This window comes from Glycomyces amatae (assembly GCF_020991375.1).
Lineage (GTDB): Bacteria > Actinomycetota > Actinomycetes > Mycobacteriales > Micromonosporaceae > Glycomyces > Glycomyces amatae.
In genome coordinates this window covers 115892-132729 of record NZ_JAJLQZ010000013.1, presented here as the reverse complement: position 1 = coordinate 132729, position 16838 = coordinate 115892, and the positions used below count along the sequence as shown (strand labels likewise).

At 70.8% G+C, this 16838-nt stretch carries 19 protein-coding genes; 10 read left to right on the top strand and 9 right to left on the bottom strand.

Annotated elements, in window-relative coordinates; translation table 11 throughout:
- Positions 1-168 precede the first annotated feature (168 nt).
- Together LO763_RS19320 and LO763_RS19315 are read left to right on the top strand one after the other, a co-directional pair.
- Positions 169-2478: a hypothetical protein gene (locus tag LO763_RS19320; protein ID WP_230787487.1), complete on the top strand. Its 2310-nt coding sequence runs from the start codon at positions 169-171 to the stop codon at positions 2476-2478.
- 4 nt (positions 2479-2482) lie between these two features.
- Entirely contained in the window at positions 2483-3211 is a 729-nt protein-coding gene (locus LO763_RS19315) for a GNAT family N-acetyltransferase (RefSeq protein ID WP_230787482.1), read from the top strand.
- 65 nt (positions 3212-3276) lie between these two features.
- Here LO763_RS19315 and LO763_RS19310 read toward each other — a convergent pair whose 3' ends face one another.
- The 3 genes from LO763_RS19310 to LO763_RS19300 all read right to left on the bottom strand — a co-directional run bounded on the left by LO763_RS19310 (position 3277) and on the right by LO763_RS19300 (position 6470).
- The gene (locus LO763_RS19310; protein WP_230787479.1) at positions 3277-4905 is read right to left on the bottom strand and encodes an AbeC-like domain-containing protein; all 1629 of its coding nucleotides are present in this window, start codon (positions 4903-4905) and stop codon (positions 3277-3279) included.
- Between the two features lie 342 nt (positions 4906-5247).
- Positions 5248-5997, bottom strand: a complete 750-nt coding sequence (locus LO763_RS19305; protein WP_230787478.1) for a CHAT domain-containing protein — start codon at positions 5995-5997, stop codon at positions 5248-5250.
- On the bottom strand, positions 5994-6470 hold the full coding sequence (locus LO763_RS19300; RefSeq protein ID WP_230787476.1) for a DUF6232 family protein: 477 nt from the start codon (positions 6468-6470) through the stop codon (positions 5994-5996). The genes LO763_RS19305 and LO763_RS19300 overlap by 4 nt, the downstream gene beginning before the upstream one ends.
- Before the next feature lie 517 nt (positions 6471-6987).
- Between LO763_RS19300 and LO763_RS19295 the strand changes: the two genes are divergently transcribed.
- Complete coding sequence (locus tag LO763_RS19295) at positions 6988-7605, top strand: hypothetical protein (protein WP_230787474.1); 618 nt, start codon at positions 6988-6990, stop codon at positions 7603-7605.
- Positions 7606-7758: 153 nt separating this feature from the next.
- Here LO763_RS19295 and LO763_RS19290 read toward each other — a convergent pair whose 3' ends face one another.
- The 3 genes from LO763_RS19290 to LO763_RS19280 all read right to left on the bottom strand — a co-directional run bounded on the left by LO763_RS19290 (position 7759) and on the right by LO763_RS19280 (position 10366).
- Positions 7759-8862, bottom strand: a complete 1104-nt coding sequence (locus tag LO763_RS19290) for a hypothetical protein (RefSeq protein ID WP_230787471.1) — start codon at positions 8860-8862, stop codon at positions 7759-7761.
- 110 nt (positions 8863-8972) lie between these two features.
- Positions 8973-9551, bottom strand: coding sequence for a dihydrofolate reductase family protein (locus tag LO763_RS19285; protein ID WP_230787468.1), 579 nt, complete (start codon positions 9549-9551; stop codon positions 8973-8975).
- Between the two features lie 209 nt (positions 9552-9760).
- Complete coding sequence (locus LO763_RS19280) at positions 9761-10366, bottom strand: class I SAM-dependent methyltransferase (protein ID WP_230787465.1); 606 nt, start codon at positions 10364-10366, stop codon at positions 9761-9763.
- A gap of 87 nt (positions 10367-10453) precedes the next feature.
- On the opposite strand from LO763_RS19280, the gene LO763_RS19275 reads away from it, so the two are divergent.
- The 7 genes from LO763_RS19275 to LO763_RS19245 all read left to right on the top strand — a co-directional run bounded on the left by LO763_RS19275 (position 10454) and on the right by LO763_RS19245 (position 14984).
- A complete protein-coding gene (locus tag LO763_RS19275; protein ID WP_230787463.1) occupies positions 10454-10900 on the top strand; it encodes a MarR family winged helix-turn-helix transcriptional regulator in 447 nt (148 codons plus the stop codon).
- A gap of 273 nt (positions 10901-11173) precedes the next feature.
- Complete coding sequence (locus LO763_RS19270; RefSeq protein ID WP_230787460.1) at positions 11174-11758, top strand: hypothetical protein; 585 nt, start codon at positions 11174-11176, stop codon at positions 11756-11758.
- A gap of 198 nt (positions 11759-11956) precedes the next feature.
- Entirely contained in the window at positions 11957-12406 is a 450-nt protein-coding gene (locus tag LO763_RS19265; protein ID WP_230787454.1) for a DUF5980 family protein, read from the top strand.
- Positions 12407-12706: 300 nt separating this feature from the next.
- Positions 12707-13534, top strand: coding sequence for an alpha/beta fold hydrolase (locus LO763_RS19260; protein WP_230787452.1), 828 nt, complete (start codon positions 12707-12709; stop codon positions 13532-13534).
- Between the two features lie 273 nt (positions 13535-13807).
- Entirely contained in the window at positions 13808-14170 is a 363-nt protein-coding gene (locus tag LO763_RS19255; protein WP_230787450.1) for a hypothetical protein, read from the top strand.
- 85 nt (positions 14171-14255) lie between these two features.
- Positions 14256-14417: a hypothetical protein gene (locus tag LO763_RS19250; protein WP_230787447.1), complete on the top strand. Its 162-nt coding sequence runs from the start codon at positions 14256-14258 to the stop codon at positions 14415-14417.
- Positions 14418-14420: 3 nt separating this feature from the next.
- On the top strand, positions 14421-14984 hold the full coding sequence (locus tag LO763_RS19245) for a hypothetical protein (protein ID WP_230787445.1): 564 nt from the start codon (positions 14421-14423) through the stop codon (positions 14982-14984).
- Between the two features lie 86 nt (positions 14985-15070).
- Here LO763_RS19245 and LO763_RS19240 read toward each other — a convergent pair whose 3' ends face one another.
- Genes LO763_RS19240 through LO763_RS19230 form a run of 3 tightly spaced genes read right to left on the bottom strand, consistent with a single transcriptional unit; the run spans position 15071 to position 16798 of the window.
- The gene (locus tag LO763_RS19240; RefSeq protein ID WP_230787443.1) at positions 15071-15775 is read right to left on the bottom strand and encodes a DNA alkylation repair protein; all 705 of its coding nucleotides are present in this window, start codon (positions 15773-15775) and stop codon (positions 15071-15073) included.
- Between the two features lie 55 nt (positions 15776-15830).
- The gene (locus LO763_RS19235; RefSeq protein ID WP_230787439.1) at positions 15831-16307 is read right to left on the bottom strand and encodes an SRPBCC family protein; all 477 of its coding nucleotides are present in this window, start codon (positions 16305-16307) and stop codon (positions 15831-15833) included.
- A gap of 20 nt (positions 16308-16327) precedes the next feature.
- On the bottom strand, positions 16328-16798 hold the full coding sequence (locus LO763_RS19230; RefSeq protein WP_230787438.1) for a DUF1579 family protein: 471 nt from the start codon (positions 16796-16798) through the stop codon (positions 16328-16330).
- Between the last annotated feature and the right edge of the window lie 40 nt (positions 16799-16838).

The following is a 16838-nucleotide window of genomic DNA, read 5'->3' as shown; positions in this document are numbered from 1 at the left end:
CACGCGGACGCACCCTGCGGCCTCGACATACCAGGATCAACCGTTCGGATCCGTCGCGCGACCGGCGCGACAAATGACCGCCAACTGCCGCATACCAGCGCCACTCAGGACCGTCGACCGTTATTTCTCCGCCCCCTGAACACTCGAAATACGTGCTAGCTTCAGAAAATGGCGAACCCCCCTCTCGCCGACGCCCCTTCCGGACCGGTGCTCGAACCCCCGGTCCGCAATGCGATCGACGAATTCCGCGATGAGAGCATCCGAGGCCTCGAGAAAGTCCTCACCGATCTCGAGATCGACGTGCAAGCCCTTTGGAGCCTGCCGCGGTGGAACGCCGAGACCGAACCCGATCCGGCGGACAGGCCCTCTCCGGCCGAAGTCGACCGAGCGGCCGCGGACGCGGTGGGCGCCGCGATCGCCACGGCGGCCGGCCACCCCGCGGGCGCGGCGCTGCTGGGCCTGTACCTGTGGATGCTGTGCAGCGACGCCTGGGAGCACACCTACCAGTTCCACCGGCTGACCAGCCCGCTCAGGGCCTTCAGGGAGCAGTGGATCAGGCACCGGCGCCACGCGGACGAGCCGTCCAGGGCCGTCGGCGACGCCGTGTCGGTACTGGCCGGGTCGCTGATCATCGAGACCGAGGTCGAATCCGCGCTGTGCCGGGGCGAACTGGACCGGCAGGCCGTCGAGATCCGGCGGGCGATCGCCTGCGGCGAGCGGCTCGGCCGCCTCGGCGAGCACCTCGAAGGCGTGTTCGAACCCGTCCCGGCGGCGCTCGGGGAACTGGCCGAATCCCTCGTCGACTACTACCGCGCCGTCGCGACCGCGGTCGCCACGGCCACCGCGCTGCTCGAGGGACGGCCGGCGCCCGACGGCGCCCTCGAGTCGCTGCGGGAGGCCGAGGAGCACTTCGCGGACGACCGGATCTACCGGAGCGAGATCCGCGCCCACCGCCGCAACCTCGAGCGGATCGCCACGGCGGCGGACCGGGAGTGGCTCACGGTCGACGACGCCAGGGTCGTGTACCTGTACCCGTTCGGCCTCAACGGCATCGAGGCCGCCGACGCGGTCGGCGCCGTACGCGGCGACCCCGGCCCCGTCATCGCCGGCATCGAGGCCGCGGCCGTCCGCCGGTCGTTCGAGCTCGACGACGTGTGGGCGGGCTCCGACTACCTCAACCGGCGCTTCGGCGGCACCGCGATCGAGCTGCCCCCCGTCGTGCTGCGGCATGAGGACGGCGGAGTGATCGCAGAGCTCGACGCCGAAGTGCGCCTCTCCGAACTGGGCAACCACTACCTCCGGCTGGAGACCGATCTGGACGGCTGCGGCCCGCACGAGCTGCATTTCACGATGTTCCGCGCCGCCGCCGAGCACGCGGTCATCACCGTCGCCTGCGACGAGGGGGCGCAGTGGGACCGGCTCTCGGACTTCGCCCGCGACGTTCAGCAGGGCATGGCGGACTGGCTGTCCAGGAAGACGGGGAAGCCCGTCAAGGCGCTCTCGGGCCGGTACCGGGTCCTCCTGTCGATCTTCGACGCCAGCGCCGGACGCGGCCCCGGGGCGCCCGAGGGGGCCCGCCGCCCCGTCGAGTCCGGCATGGAGCTGCTCGACCTGTTCGGATCCCAGGCCGTGCTGCCCGCGGTGCCCAACGGGATCAGCTCGATATGCGACTGGGCGGGCGCGACGGTCGACAAGACGTCCCTGCTCGCGGACGTGGGCGGCGAGGGCGACCTCGTCGCGTCGACGGTCAACTCCACGGTGACCGCGTTCCTCGACAGCCCGAGCTTCATCATCGGCATGTTCGAGACCGTCAGCGAGTTCGTCGGGTCCCTCGACGGCCTGTTCAGCGCCTGGCACGACCGCCTGGCCGACCACCACAAGACGGTCAAGGAACTCATCGCCTCGCACAGCGGCGACGGCGACGCCGCGGACCTGGCCGCCAACGTGAAGCTGCTGCGCGAGGAGCAGCTCGAACTCCACAACTTCGCCGCCGAGGCGAGATCGGTCCTCTCGCTCATCCACTCCCCCAACCTGATGACCTCCCCGAAGGACATCGAGATCCTGCTGAAGCTCCTGCGGTCCGCCGAGGTCGACCGGCAGGAGCTCGACTTCGCCGGCAAGCTCCAGGAACTGCTCGGCGACCGCCTCGAAGTCCACATCAAGGACCTCGCCGCGGACATCGAGACGAGCCTCGAGACCGCGCGGGACGAGCAGGACCGGAAGCACCAGGCGCGGGTGCAGGCGATCCTCGGGGCGGTCGCGGTCTTCGGCATCGCGGGCGGCGTCCAGATCCTCCAAGGGGACAGAGTGGGCTTCGAACCGTCCTCATTGATCGCCGTGATCGGCATCGCGGTGCTGGCGGTGGTGGTGTTCGCCGTCGTCCTGCACTGGAGCGACCGCCCGAAGCGGCCGAAGGGCGAACGGCGCCCCGCGGTGCCCGCGCCGCGGGCCCCGACCGAGGCGCCGGTGCGAGAATGACGCGGTGAACGAACTGCGCATCGTCCGGATCGAGTCGCCGGGGGCCGGACTCGACGAGGTGTACCGGGACCTCCTGGCACCGTTCTTCCCGCCGCACGAGCTCGACTCCCGCGAGGACATCGCCGCGGGCGTCACCGCGGGCACGACGGAGGTCCTGGTGGCCGAGGACGAGCGGGGCCGGCGCCTCGGCGCGGCGGTCGGCGACTGGGACGAGGACGTGCGGGTGCAGCTGCTGTCGTACCTGGCGGTGGACCCGGCGCACCGGTCGGGCGGCGTCGGCGGGAGGCTCCTGGCGGCGGTGGTCGAGCGGTGGGCCGAGCAGTACCGGCCCTGCGCGATCGTGGCCGAGATCGAGCACCCCGCGGAAGCCGCCGCGAACCCCGAGTGGGGCGATCCGAAGCGGCGCTTCGACTTCTACGGGCGCCGCGGCGCCCGGGTGCTCGACCTCCCGTACTTCCAGCCCGCGCTCCGCGACGGCGCCGAGCGCGTCTGGGGGATGCTCCTCATCAGTCTCCACCTCGACCCGCAGCTCACGGCCGGGCCCGACCGCGCGGCCGCCGAACCGATCCGGGGGTTCCTGGAGGGCTACTTCCGCCTCACCGAGGGCGGCCTCCCCGAGGACGCCGCGGGCAAGGCGCTCCTGGCCGCGGCCGCCGACCCGGAGGGCGTCCGGCTCCTGCCGGCCACCACCCCGATCGAGCGCCTGCCGAGGTCGGCCCCCGGCGTCGGCTGACCTCTACGGCCTGCGGCCGCCATCGACGGTTCGGCCGAACGATGCGGCGCAGCGCCTGCTCGGTGTCACCCGCGTCCCGCTTGCTGATGGACCGCACCGCTGCTGCCCGTGCCGATCGCACCGGAGGTCGCCTGGGCCCCAGTACCGACGGCTCCCGCGGTCATCTCGCCGTTGTTGATGACGCCGTAGTTGACGATCGCCGTCATATGGTCGTCGAGCGTCCTGATGTCGATGCCGTGACCGGTCAGGAAGTCCTTGAGCGCCTCGAGGATCTGCTGCTGGACGACGAGGACGTACTGATAGGCCTCTGAGAGGTCGAGGTGTTCGGCGTCGCCGTCGTATCCGAGTTCCCTGACACCGGTCAGGGCACCGCAGTCGGGATGCCTCCACCCTCTGAGCGCAGGGCGGCCGCTGAGGCCGTGCTTGAGCCCCCGCCAGGCGGTGAGCGCCGCGTCGTAGGGGCTGCGGAGCACTTCGATCGGGGCGGTGGCCAGGGCCAGCACGCCTGCCCATGCCATTGCCCGCCTCAGGTTCAGGGCGCCGCCTCTGAAGACGTGGTAGTCCTCTCTCGTGGCGGGAAGCGCGCAGCGGGACAGCCGCATGTACAGCGTCTCGCCTTGCAGGGCGAAGTAAGCGAAGCAGGTGCCGACGGTTTCTCCGCCCTGGGTCGACACCTGGCAGCGGAGATACTGCCGGACCGGGGAGTCCGGGATGTCGGGGAGCGCATCCCATCCTTCCTCGGGACGGAGGCCCTCAGGGAGGTCGACGAGCCGGGTGACGGGCGCGGTGACGAAGCGATCGGACACGAACCACTGCTCGTCGACCTCCAGATCGGGCAGGCCTCGGGTCGCTGTGGAGTCCTCGCTGAGGGCGGTGATCCGCTGCTTGAGGTGGCGGTGGAGATCTGCAACGGTGAACGCGGTCGTCTCCACCGACGCTGCGGCGGGGCGCAGCGGCATCGAGAACGGGATCGATCCCAGGCTCTTGCCGAATCCGGGGAAGTGTCGGTCGACCCGGTCTCTGGGACGGACGATCAGCGAAGAGCGCTGCCCACTTCCGATGGCGCCGGCCCGTTTCCGCGCACGGGAGCGCGAGGCGATGCCTTCGGGAATCCGAGACAGGCAGTACATGCGCGCCAACTCGAACCCCGTGCAGGTGGCGCCGAGCATGGCCAGCCAGGTCCATATCGGCGTGCCTGCGGTGTGGAAGTCGACCCAGAGGAAGAGCAGCAGGCCGACGGCGATCACTCCGGCCCTGCGGACCGTCAGTCTCGCAGTGGCCCAACGCAGAATCTTGTTGGATTCGATACGACGCTGGTTGGAGGAGATCTTGAGGTCGTTACCGATCTTGCGCAGTTTGAGGCCGACCAGCAGCCAAGCGGACAAGCCGATCACGAGCGTGAGGTTGTTGACGGTGGGGGCCGTCAGCAACGACACCAGCATCAAGGCGAGGACTCCTTGCTCTGCGGTGTCGATCACCGTCGCCCTGCGAACGTGCCGGAGCACCGGGACCGCGTCGGCGCCCGGATTCGGAGCAACGGCTCGATCGCGCCGGGCGTAGACCTGCTCGATCACCTGGAGACGGAAGTCCGGGTCGAGATAAGCGGCCGCGCACAGGTGGGCCGTCGCGTCACTGCCGCGGCTCCGCTCAGGTTGCGAGGTCCGGAACAGGGGAACAGGGGTTTCCGAAGTCATGGGGGTCTCGGTGGCGCCGCGACGATCAGCGACGGCTGTCGGCGACGAGGACGGTGGTCATCTGTGGTTCTCCGTGGGGGTATCGAGGGCCTGTGGTGGATGAGCGGCGACCATCTCATTATTGTCATAAATACAAGAATGATTTCTCATCGTAACCGCCAGACTGGCGAACAGTCAAGTTCGGCCATCAACCGTTACGACTCGGTTTCGCTCATCTGAACGAGGGTGGCCTCGCCGATGCGCTGCAACCGCTGTCGGGGGGCGCCAGAAACGGCCTCCGGCCTGTGTCGACACAAGCCGGAGGCCGTTTCTGGCGCCCCGAGGGGAATCCCGCAGGGCCGCTCAAACCGCCGGAGGGCGAACGAGGACGGCGGACTTCGGATCGGCCCCTTCGGCGCATTGCAAGGTCGGCAGATCCGCCCTGCCCAGGCCCGCGAACGACAACGCCGCCCGTCCCGCGGCATGGGAGGCGTCGACGGACCGGCCGTTCGCGATCGAAGCGTAGAACCTCGCGGCGTAGTCGATCGCGCAGCCGTCGCCGATCTTGTCGTTCATGCCGATCGCGAACGGGACCGCCTGATCGGTCAGGGCGCCCAGCAGCGTGTCGAGCAGGGCCGCGGAGCGGCAGGAGTTGAGCAGGATCAGCTGCGGCGGCGCATCGGTCGCCTCGAGCGCCAACCCGAAGGCCTCCACCGTGACACGAGCACCGTAGTGGTGCTCGTCCCGCTCGATCTCGAAGGTGAGCCCGTGTTCGCCGCCGTGCCCGGAGAAGTGGAGCACATGGGGGCGGAACCCGGTGATGCCGTCGAGGAGGTCGTCCGCGGTCGCCGCCGGTCGGGCGTCGAATTCGATCGAGTCGCGGTGCGAGGCGATCTCGACCGCGGTGCGGATGCGCTTCTGCTCGCGGGCGACCCGTAGGTCGCCCTCCGAGGAGGCGCCCAGGAGCAGTATCCGAAGCTTCTCCTGTTCCGGCTCGGGTTCGCGGCCTCCGGTGTTCCGGCCCATGCGGAAGGGCCCCGTGATGTCGCCGAAGACCTGGTTGACGTCGCCGTTCCGGACGAAGTTGCGCACCTCGGGGTGCTCTCCCCTCACCGCCCCACCTTCGCGTTCTCGCTCTTGATCCCGCCGAAGACCTGGTTGACGTCGCCGTCGTTGACGACGTTGTAGATGTTGGTCGTCTTGGTGGGCATGTCCGGGTTGGCGATCGCCTCGGTGAGCTGGCGGACGAGCTTGTCGATCTGGTCCTCGTCCGTGCTCCAGACGGCGGCCCTGTCGGTGCCGGCGGTGTTGAGCACGAGGCCGTACACCGCCGGCACGTTGAGCTTGTTGACCAGACGCCAGATCAGCAACGCGAGTCCGATGAGGATGATGGCGATGCCTGCGGGCTCGGAGCCGACGGTCACGATGAGGCCGACGATGACGACGAGGACGGCCCGCACGATGAACTCCTTCCAGGCGTTCGCGCGGTTCGCCACCAGCTGACGGGTGCCCACGCGGGCGATCTGGCGGAGAGGGTAGACCTCGCTGCCGATCCACAGCGATCCTTGGCCGACTTGCACTTGCACTGTTTCATGGTCCAGCGCCACTGTTGTTCCTTTCCGAGGGGTCGTGGGAGCCGCGACGGTATGACCGTTCGTTTCGGGACGGGGCGGCTCGGCACGCCATGACGACTCTCCCCTGGAATTCAGCGGAGAGATAGAAGGCTCATGTTTATCAGAGCCGAAGTTGATCAATTAGCCGGGTGCCTTTGTGAAATGGAAGTGACTTGGAGTTTCTGGCCTGTCAGAACCGAATCATCGGGGAAAAATAATGGCAAGGGTTTGCTGAAAATTATTTGCAAAGTCTTATTTACCATTGAAGAATTTGAGTCAATCAGGACAGCATCGACCTGGCGCCGCCAGGCTCGTAGATCACGTTGAGCAGAGGCATCGGACTTTCGGTAGGATCGGCTCATGCCGAAGAAGAACAATGAAAAGAAACCCGAGCAACCCCCCTCGGGCAAAGGGGCTTCGCCCAAATCAGGACAGCCCGGAAAGCCTGCTCCGAACAAGTCTTGGGTGGGCACTAAAAATGTTCGCGAGGATGATGACGGGGATCGTCGTTCGTCGAATCGCCGCGTTTCCGGCGATGACGAAAAAACGTCGTCCTGAGCAGGGCGGCGACTCGGCATTCGACGATCAGCAGGGCGCAGAATACGCGGCCTTCATCGACGCGCAGCTCACCGCCGAGGTCGATCGCAGGAAGGCGCACCAGTCGCGTGCGCAGTCGCTGATCACCGTCTCGACCGTGCTTCTGACATTCATGGGCGCGATCGGGGTCTTCGCGCAGTTCACACAGCGGTACGTCATCTCGACGTGGCTTCAGGGAGTGTACGGGGCGGCGATGCTCGCGCTCGTCTTCGCGGTCGGATGCGGGATCTGGGCCGGGCGCAGCCATGTCTACGAGATCGCCGACGACCCCACGCTGTTCGCGATGGTGGAGGATCACTGGGTCGACGACGCCGTCGACTCGCGCAACATCGTGGCGACGCTGCGGGTGCTCAGCATCGTCTCACTCCAGCGGGGCAACCAGGCCGTGGCGAGGTACATCCTCATAGGGCAGTACGCCCAACTGGCGTTCCTGGCCTTGTTCACGATCGCCGTGCTGCTCACCATCACCGGGGCCGAGCGGATCGAGGGCGCCGATCCAACGCTCAAGTGAGTGCGAGCCCCGGCACCGCGGGTGAGGCGATGTGCGCCGCAGCCGCAGTGGTGACATCGGGTGCCGACGGGCGATTCGAGGCAGCGGAGCGGATCGGACCTGGAGGCCCGACCCAACCGCTTCCTTCGCTCGGGCGCCCACCAGCGAGGCGGGTCAGGGCAGTTTCCAGTCGAGTTCGGGGACGGCGATTGCCAGGGCGGTGTAGGTCGAGGCGAGGACGGTCGCGGTGAGGTAGAGGACCATGAGCGGCTTGAGGGGGCCGAACCAGGTGGCCACGAAGGCGGCGCCCTTCTTGAAGTCGGGGGCGTCGTCGGTGCCGCCGCCGGAGTTGACGACGGCGGCGGTGAAGATGAGGACCGCGACGGCGAACCACCAGCGGCTGCCGTCGAGGCCGAGGAGGGCGACGGCCGCGCAGGGGGCGAACTCGAGGATGCCGGGCGGTATGTCGGCGGCCTTGGCGCGGACGGCGGCGGGGAAGGTGACGGCGGCGGCCGCGCCCAGGCCTGCGAAGACCGTGCCGAAGGGGCCGAAGCCGTGGTGCCAGGCGGCGAAGGCGGTCGAGGCGACGGCGGCGGCGGAGAGGGCGAACGGCAGGGGGCCGTGCGCGTAGAAGTCGTCCTCGATGCGGCCCGCCACGGCGGTGAGGACGAGCATGGCCGCGGCGGCGATGAGGAGGCCGAGGTACGGCTTGGCCGTGGTGCCGATCCAGAAGCCGAGTCCGGCGGCGGCGCTGTAGGTGACCAGCGCGTCGAGTCCGGCGCCCTTCTGGCGCGCCTCGCCGCCGTCCCAGGTGAGGTTCCAGCTCTGGGCGGCCATCGCGAGGAGGAGCGCCCAGCCCGCGGTCGCGGCCGGGAGGAGGATCGCGGCGTGCTCGGCCGCGAAACCCTCCAAGGGGATCGACGCGGTGACGGCCGGGGGCGCGGTCGTCGACGCGGCCGTGGCGAGGGCGCAGGCGAGGGGCAGGCGGATGTTGCGGACGGCTTCGAGCGGGTGGCGCGCCACGTCGGTCCAGGCCCACTGCGCGGGGGCGCGCCGCTCGGGCGGTCCGCCCGGCTCCCCTGAGACGATCACGGCGATGATCGAGGCCATGCCCGCCAGGACCGCCCCGGCGGCGGCGATCGCGAGGGCGGCGGTGCCGGTGAGGAGGTTGACCACGGACCCGGCGAAGGTGGCGCACATCGTCAGGGTGCCGACGGCGACGGCGGCGACGAGGACCGGGCGGCGGCCGCGGGGCTCGACGGTCTCGGGTTCGTCCATCACCGCTCCGGCCGGGCGGAGTGGAGGAGCGCTGGGCATCGGTGCACGGCCGCACGGTAGGCGGCGGCGCCACGATTCCGTCATCGATCCGCCATGGGAGGGCGGCGGGGTCAGGCGTGGAGGTGGGGGCGGTAGACGAGTTCCTGGGTGCGGCCGTCGAGGGTGCGGGTCTCGACCAGTTCGAGGTCGAAGTCGGCCGCGCCCTGGAAGATCGGGGCCGCCCCGGTGCGGCCGGTGATCACCGGGAAGACGGTGACCTGGACGAGGTCGACCAGGCCGGCGCCCAGCAGCGCCCGGTTCATCGCCAGGCTGCCGTGCGAGCGCAGCGGCACCTCGGACTCGGCCTTGAGGCGGGCCACGACGTCGAGGGCGTCGCCGGCCTCGAGGGTCGCGTCCGGCCAGTCCAGGGGGCCTTCGAGGGTGCTCGATACGACCGTGGCGGGCAGGTGGACCATGCGGGTGACCCACGGGTCGCGCACTTCGGACTCCTCGGTGCTCGTCGCGAGCATCTGCTGGAAATCGCGGTACGTGTTGGCGCCGAAGACCATCCGCTGCTCCCGGCGGTAGAGGTCGAGGCGGTGTCCGAGCAGTTCGGGGCCCTGCTTGCCCCAGTAGCCGGTCCAGTCGCCGCCGGCGGAGCCGAAGCCGTCGAGGCTGGAGAAGACGTCGAAGGTGTAGGTGGCGGTCATGGTTCGCTCCTCGGATGCGGTTCATCGGTTATACCGGTGCAGACTGGGGAAGCGGGTGGAATTCATCGCCGCGGGGCGCGGGTTCCTGGCGGATAGGTCGGCGCATGGGTGCGGACGACGCGGCGGTGGCGGCGGGGAGCGCGGACTCGGCACCGCTCAGGCCGGGGCGATGACGCGCTCGCCGCGGTCCGGGCGGACGCCGGTCCTCGTCAGGGCCGCTTCTCGGCTTCGAGGCGGGTCGTCTTCATGATCAGGCTCGTCCAGCCCGCTTTGAACGGGCTCCGGCGCACGGCGGCCAGGCCGGAGGCGGTCAGGGCGTCCCACGGCGCGTGCGGGAAGTCGTAGTTCAGGAGGCGGCCACCGCTCTTGAGGACGCGGGCGATCTCGTCGGCGCCGGCCCGCGGGTCGCCCCAGTGGTGGGAGCTGTAGCTGGAGACGACGAGGTCGAAGCGGTCGTCCTCGAACGGCAGGGCGGCCGCGTCGGCGGCGTGGAGTTCCGCCCGGTCGCCGAGGTTGCGCCGGGCGAGGTCGACCATGTCGGCGGCGAGGTCGACGCCGGAGAGGCGGAGGTCGGGGCGGGTGCGGTGGAGGGCCTGGAGCAGGATGCCCGGGCCGGTGCCGATGTCGAGCAGCGCGGCGCCCCGCGGGGCGGACGCCGCGATGTCCGCGGCGATCCGGCGGTAGACCGGCTTCATCAGCAGGCGGGCCATCCGGTCGTAGTTGCGGCTGTGGCGGCCCTCGATGGGCCGGTTGCCGTGCGCGTGGTCGTGGTGCGGCATGGCGGTCCTCCAATGGTTGTACTGTACAACTTTCATTCGAGTCTACGACATACGGTTGCGGAGTACAACTGACGAAGGGGTTACGATGCTCAGTCGCAGGGCACGACCGATGGAGGAGTGACGATGGGCGCCGACGCCGAGCACTTGCACCACCTGCTCCTGGACCTGGTGCGCACCGCCGAGTTCGCCCTGATGGACCGGCTGTTCCCCGACCGGGCGCTGTCGGTGTCGCAGCTGTTCGCGCTCCACGAGCTGGACCACGGCGGGGGCATCTCGCAGCGCGAGCTCGCCGAGCGCCTGGACCTGGAGAAGAGCAGCGTGAGCCGCCTGGTCGCCGACCTCGAGGCGGCGGGCCTGCTGACCCGCCACCGCGACCCGGGCAACCGGCGGCTCTACCGGCTCGAGATCACCGCCGAGGGGCGGCGGCTCCACCGCAGCGCGGCGCACTCGCTCCACGGGCGGTACGAGCGCTGGGCCTCGGCCATGACCCCCGAGGAGCGCGAGGGCCTGGCGCTGGGGGTCCCGGCGCTGCTGCGGGCCATGCGCGCCGACCGGCCCGGCCCCGGCTGAGCGGCCGCCCGATCCGGGCGGCCGCGGCGCCGCCCCGCTCGGGGTTTGCCGGTTCGGGCCGGGGCCTCTCGGCGTTTCGGTTCGCACCGCATCCGCCGTCCAGGTCGAACCGCAGGGGTCCGGGCCGTCGTTTCACCACGGAATGTCTTGTACTGCAATGGTTTCTACCTGCGCATCCGCGAGCCGGCCGTTGCTAGCATTCCGAGCCGGACCATGGGGCGGAACGCGCGTGCTCGCGAACGCCCCCAGAACCCCCGAGAAGGAGCCCTCCGCATGAAACGACTGCTCGCCGCCCTCGCCGTGTGCACCGCCGCCCTGGCTGCCACGGCCTGCTCGTCCGACGAGGCGCCCGCCGAGGAGGAGACCGAGGGCGCCGTCGAGGCGGTCGACGAGGCGACCGAGGCGGAGACCGAGGCGGAATCGGAAGGGCCCGCGGGAGACTGCGGCGACGAGACCGTGACCGCCGCGATGGCCGAGCTCATCGCGGTCTCGGGCGTCGAGCTGTCCGCCGACGACTCGGCCGCCGGCTCGCTCTCGTGCACCTGGGACACCGGGAGCGACGCCGGCGCCCTGGTCACGATCACCGTCACCCCCACCATGGGCGACTCGGGGATGACCGAGGAGCTGCTGGAGTCGATGAGCCAGGAGGTCATCGAGGACGCCCGGTTCGAGGGGATCGGTGCGATCCCGACCGTGGTGCTGGGCTGCGACGACGGCACCGCCTCGTCCATGATGGGCTGCGCGGTCGCCGTCTACGGCCCGGAGTCCGACATCACCGTCCAGGCGCTGCTCTCCGACGCCACTCAGGAGCAGATCCTGGACGCGGCCTGGGCCCTCACCGAGGCGTCCGCCGGTTGAGGCCGGCGGCGCGGCGCGAGAGAAACTGTTTATCCTTTATTTGAAGCTTCAACCAATTGATTCCGTGCAAATCGTCTTGTAGCGTGACTTTCACGAGACCTCGGGGCGACCGGCTACCCGCCCCGACGGGGAGGTCCCACCGGTACCGAGACACGGAGGACGTTCGTGAAGAAATCGGTTTCTCGCACGCTCAGATTGATGCTCGCCGTAGCGATCGGCATGGGGATGAGCCTGGCGTTCAGCCCCTCGCTCGCCTCGGCTTCGGCTCCGGCGACCACCCAGGCCGAGGCGCCCGCCACGGAGGCGACCTGGGAGCTGGCCGACGGCGTGCAGCGCCTCTGCATCCCCGCCAACAGGCCCTACTGGTCCTACTTCGTCGGCTTCCTCTCCGGGCACTGGGACACGACGCTCACGGCCGAGGTGCAGGGCTTCCCCGAGGGCACCGAGGTCGAGATGACCACGTCGGTCCCGCCCGGCGACAACGGCGACCGGTCCATCGGGACCATCTGGATCGGCGTCGACCTGCCCCCGCTGGACTACGGTGACTACCCGGCCACCCTCTACGTCACGGACGGGACGTCGACTCAGACGATGGACATCCTGGTCAGGGCCCAGGACAAGTGGGGCTGCCCCTATCCCCCCGCCTGACCGCCGAGAAGTGAGCGCGCCGCTGCGACGAGGTCGCGGCGGCGCGTCGGCGTCCTCGTCGCCGCGAGCCCGAACCCCCGACCACCGGCCCGCCCGCCCCGGCGGCGCACCGGGATCGGGCTCCCGCTCCGTTCCTCCATCGCTGAGCGCTGCACACCGGCCGAAGACCGACTTCCCCGGCTGAACGGCTCGCGTCCGGGCCGGTGCTCTCGAACACGCCCCGCCGACCGATGACTTTCGACTCCGCGCCTCGTCTGCACGAGTGCGGCCGCTCGGCCGCCGGATCGAAAGGGGCAGTGCATGTCAGAGGACGTCGAACTCGGAGTCGAGCACTTCGGCGACACAGCGGCACCGCTCGTGCTGCTCGCGGGCGGCCCCACCATGCTCTCCTGGCCCGACCCGCTCTGCCGGGCGCTCGCGCGCGGCGGACGCCACGTCGTGCGCTACGACCTGCGCGACTGCGGCACGTCGACGACCGTCGACCCCGAGGCGCCCGCGTACACGCTGCGCGACCTCGCCGCCGACGCCGCCTCGCTCGCCCGCGAACTCGACGACCGGCCCGCGCACCTGGCGGGCATCGGCGTCGGGGGCATGGTCGCCCAGGTCGCCGCGCTCGACCACCCGGAGGCGTTCTCGGCCCTCACGCTCGCCGGGACGCGGCCCGTGGCGCCGGGCCCGGTCGACGACGACCTGCCCGACCACGACGCCGAGACGATGGAGCGCCAGTTCGCGATCCCGATGCCCGACTGGTCCGACCGCGGCGCCGTGGCCCGGTTCGCCGCCGCCGGCGCGGAGATCCTCGGCGACGACCCCGAAGCGGCGCGCGCGAGGGCCGAACGGATCTTCGACCGCACGCCGAGCACGCGGCCCGCGGTCCAGATGGCGAACCAGCTGGGCATGGTCTTCGCCAGGCTCGACTGCGCGCCGCGCTGGCGCGAGCGCCTGCCCGGGCTCGCGATGCCGACGCTCGTGGTGCACGGCCGCCGCGACCGGTTCTTCCCCGTCGGCAACGGCGAGGCGCTCGCCCGCGAGATCCCCGGCGCCCGGCTGCTCGTGCTCGAACAGGCCGCGACCGACCTCCCGGACGCGGCCGCCGACGACGTGGCCGCGGCGATGCTCGCGCTGTAGGCACTCGGTGGGCACGGGAGCCGCCTGCGCAGTTCACCGGCCGGACGACCGAACCGGCAGGCCGCGGCGACAGTCGACCGGAAGCCGTCATGGCGTGTCCGCCGGCGGCGCGGGTCTCCTGGAACGGCTTGGGGCGCAGCGGTAAGCGAGCGGAGCCGGTCTCGGGCGCTGCATGAGGGCGCCGGTCGGGCCGGTTCGGGGCTGCGCGTCACCGGCGCCGAGGCCGCCGATCGCCGCGACGGCGACGGCCGGTGCGCGTGATTGGATGGCCGGATGGCGAAGAAGCAACGCGATCCCCAGCGGTTCCTCGTACTCGCGCGCACCGGCTCCGGCCCCTACCCGCACCCCGTCGAGGTGGGGCTGCATCCGGCCGGCGCGGACTCGTTCCTCGCGTTCTCGATCGGTCCGCACGCGGCGAACGCGGGCGGGCTGGTCCGCCTCCGCACCGTGCTCGACGAAGCGGGGACCGGGCTGAACCCGCTCTTCGCAGAGGAGTTCGACGCGGCGGAACTGCACTGGCTGGTCCCCCTCCTCGTCCGCCTCAGTGCCGGAGAGGACGTCACCGACGAGGTCGTGTCGGCCTACCGGGAACGGCACGGCAAGCGGCCCGAGACGATGTGGATCGCCATCACGTGAGGGGCTCCGGGACGGCGCGGCCGAGAACGCGCAGGCGTGCGCGGTCGCCCCGGTCCGGGACCGCCGCGGCGACGGGCGGGGTGCGATGAACCCGGAGACGTGGTGGACGGTCCCCGGCTGGGGGCTGGCCTTCGCCATGTGGGCGCTGGCCGCCGCCTGCGGGGTCGCGATCGTGCTCGTCTCCGTGATCGTCTCGGGGCTCGTCGCCCTGCACCGGCGGCGCAGGCGCCGCGCGGAGCGGCGGTAGCCGATGGGCGGGCTCGGAACGGCGCTGGCCGTCGCCGTGGCCGGACCCCTCGGCGCCGCGGTCCTCCTCGCGGCGGCGGTCCTGGCGGCCGCGGCGCTGGCCAAGCGGATCGATCCGAGGCCGGTCCGGCCCGTCGCGGAGGAGGTCCGGGAGGCGGTCGAGCTCCGCGGACGGCAGGAGGAACTCGACGCGCAGATGCGCGACATGGAACGGACGCAAGGGAAGACGTCCGTCGACAGCACCCATGTCTCCTTTCCGGTGTTCGGCGTCGTGCTCCTGGTCTGGTTCGTGCTGATCACCTGGGCCGGGGCGGTCGAGCACTACAAGGACCCCGGCGCCGGGTTCCCGCTCGCGCCGGCGCTGCGGCCGCTGTGGGGCGCCCCGGTCGCGGCGCTCCTCGCCGGGACGGCCGCGGGCTGGGGCTACCGGCGCTGGTATCGGCTCCAGTCGCCGCAGCGGCGGGCGGCGATCGAGGCGCGGCGCCGGGCGAAGGAGCGCCGGGACTTCCAGGACCGGGTCAGGTCCGTCAGGGACGCGCCGCTCCGGCGGCGCCGCGGGCGCTACTGACGCCTGGGCGTCCGGGACGGGTCGGCGGGCGGCCTCGCCGTTCGGCAGCCCGAACGGCCAACGGACTCCGAGTCTCCTTGGGGGCCTCAGGTTCTGCGAGCATTGGCCGCTCTCAGCTCCTCGCGGAGGGCCGCCGGGAGCTTCTCCGCGGCGTAGCGGAAGGTGATCGCCGGGACCTCGCCCGCGTGCTCGCGCAGGAAGGCCGCCAGGCGGTCTCGGTCCACCTGGCCGATCTCGCGTAGCGCCACGCCCACCGAGGTGTGGACCAGCGGTTCCTCGTCGCGGAGGAGGAGTTCGGCGAGGTTCAGGGCGTCGTCCACGTCGCCTTGGCGGATGAGCCAGAACGACGCCGTGACGGCGGTGCGCCGCTCCCACGTGTCGCTCGAACGCGCGAGTTCGTAGAGCGGGTCCCGGGGCTTGTCCAGCAGGTACCGGCCGACCACCCGCGGGGCGGCGCGGTCCACGAAGTCCCAGCTGTCGAGGCGGTGGTGGCGGCCCATGTAGAGCTCGTAGAGCTCCCGGCGTTCCTCGTCGGCGAGGCGCTTGCGGCGGGCCTTGAAGTCGAGGATGCTCACCGCGCCCAGCCGCGCCTCGTAGACCGGCTCGTCGAGCAGCTTCGCGACCTCGCCCAGGGGCATGTCCGTGAACCGCTTGGCGGTGTCGAAGAGGTGCTTCATCCGGACGCCGAGCACCTCGGCCGCGCCCTTGTAGTGCTTGTGGGTCGCCGCCGGGTCCTCGGAGCGGGGGAACGCCCGCAGCGCCTCGAGGAACGCGTTCGCGGTCAAGTCCATGGTCGCCTTCCGTTCGTGCCGGGCGGCCCCGCGCCTCCTGGCGCGGGGCCGCCGCCTATGCCGCGGCGAGCAGCGCCGCGATCTTGTCCATCACCTGCTCCTGGCCCGTTCGGGACTGCTCGAGCATCGGGCCGGGCGCGTAGTCGTACTCCTCGACCGTCAGCTCGGTGCCGGCGCCCTGCTCCTGGAAGACGACCACGTGGCGGACCTCCTTCGGGACGCCCGGGGGCATTCCCAGCTGAGCGGGGTCGATCTCGGCGCCCGTCTCATCGGCGAAGCGGGAGGTGAACTCGATGCGGTCGTGGTCGACGATCGCCGTGTAGGTCCAGGTGTTGAAGAACTCCGGTCCGTCCTCCATGGCCATGCCGACCAGCGTCCTGCCGCCCTCGCGGAAGTCGACCTCCGCGGTGGTGCCGGTGAACCCCTGCGGGCCCCACCAGCGGCGGATCTGCTCGGGGTCCCTCCAGGCGTCCCAGACCCGGGCCACCGGGGCGTCGATGCGCCGGGAGACCGCGAAACTCGGGTCGTTCATGTCGCTTCCCTTCCGCGGGTTCAGACCCGGTGCCCGCTCACGTCGTAGGGGACGTTCACTTCCTCGTCGGCGCCCGGGTTGGGGCGCCAGCCGCCGCCGAAGACGTCGTCGCCGCTGAAGCGGCCCGTGAAGGTGGCGTCCATCGGCCCGTGCACGACGGTGATGGTCACGTCGTCGCCGTCGACCTTCCAGGTGTAGGGCAGCGGCTGCGGCGACATGTTCGAGTAGACCTGCGACGGGTAGGTCCCCGTCGCCGGGTCGTAGCCGACCAGTTCGCAGCTGTCGATCTGCGCCATGCCCGCGAAGTCGATCTGGACGTGCTGCTCAAGGAAGAAACCGCCGGGCAGCCAGCGGTAGCTCGCCCTGCCCTTGATGTTCACCTCGTCCGAGCCGACCAGGCCGCCCTCCATGACCCAGTCCCCCACGAACCGGTTCAGGGCCGCCAGGGCGGGGTCGGGGCCGAGCGGCGCCGTCCGATTCTCGTTCTCCATCGTCACTCCTCGGTGTTCTCGCTGTTGAAGACCATGCTGG

Bases quoted from the DNA above. Each gene is read 5' to 3' on its own strand.
- LO763_RS19320 (WP_230787487.1), top strand. From the start codon at position 169: ATGGCGAACCCCCCTCTCGCCGACGCCCCTTCCGGACCGGTGCTCGAA.
- LO763_RS19310 (WP_230787479.1), bottom strand. From the start codon at position 4,905: ATGACTTCGGAAACCCCTGTTCCCCTGTTCCGGACCTCGCAACCTGAG.
- LO763_RS19295 (WP_230787474.1), top strand. From the start codon at position 6,988: ATGATGACGGGGATCGTCGTTCGTCGAATCGCCGCGTTTCCGGCGATG.
- LO763_RS19290 (WP_230787471.1), bottom strand. From the start codon at position 8,862: ATGGACGAACCCGAGACCGTCGAGCCCCGCGGCCGCCGCCCGGTCCTC.
- LO763_RS19285 (WP_230787468.1), bottom strand. From the start codon at position 9,551: ATGACCGCCACCTACACCTTCGACGTCTTCTCCAGCCTCGACGGCTTC.
- LO763_RS19280 (WP_230787465.1), bottom strand. From the start codon at position 10,366: ATGAAAGTTGTACAGTACAACCATTGGAGGACCGCCATGCCGCACCAC.
- LO763_RS19275 (WP_230787463.1), top strand. From the start codon at position 10,454: ATGGGCGCCGACGCCGAGCACTTGCACCACCTGCTCCTGGACCTGGTG.
- LO763_RS19270 (WP_230787460.1), top strand. From the start codon at position 11,174: ATGAAACGACTGCTCGCCGCCCTCGCCGTGTGCACCGCCGCCCTGGCT.
- LO763_RS19265 (WP_230787454.1), top strand. From the start codon at position 11,957: ATGCTCGCCGTAGCGATCGGCATGGGGATGAGCCTGGCGTTCAGCCCC.
- LO763_RS19260 (WP_230787452.1), top strand. From the start codon at position 12,707: ATGTCAGAGGACGTCGAACTCGGAGTCGAGCACTTCGGCGACACAGCG.
- LO763_RS19255 (WP_230787450.1), top strand. From the start codon at position 13,808: ATGGCGAAGAAGCAACGCGATCCCCAGCGGTTCCTCGTACTCGCGCGC.
- LO763_RS19250 (WP_230787447.1), top strand. From the start codon at position 14,256: ATGAACCCGGAGACGTGGTGGACGGTCCCCGGCTGGGGGCTGGCCTTC.
- LO763_RS19245 (WP_230787445.1), top strand. From the start codon at position 14,421: ATGGGCGGGCTCGGAACGGCGCTGGCCGTCGCCGTGGCCGGACCCCTC.
- LO763_RS19240 (WP_230787443.1), bottom strand. From the start codon at position 15,775: ATGGACTTGACCGCGAACGCGTTCCTCGAGGCGCTGCGGGCGTTCCCC.
- LO763_RS19235 (WP_230787439.1), bottom strand. From the start codon at position 16,307: ATGAACGACCCGAGTTTCGCGGTCTCCCGGCGCATCGACGCCCCGGTG.
- LO763_RS19230 (WP_230787438.1), bottom strand. From the start codon at position 16,798: ATGGAGAACGAGAATCGGACGGCGCCGCTCGGCCCCGACCCCGCCCTG.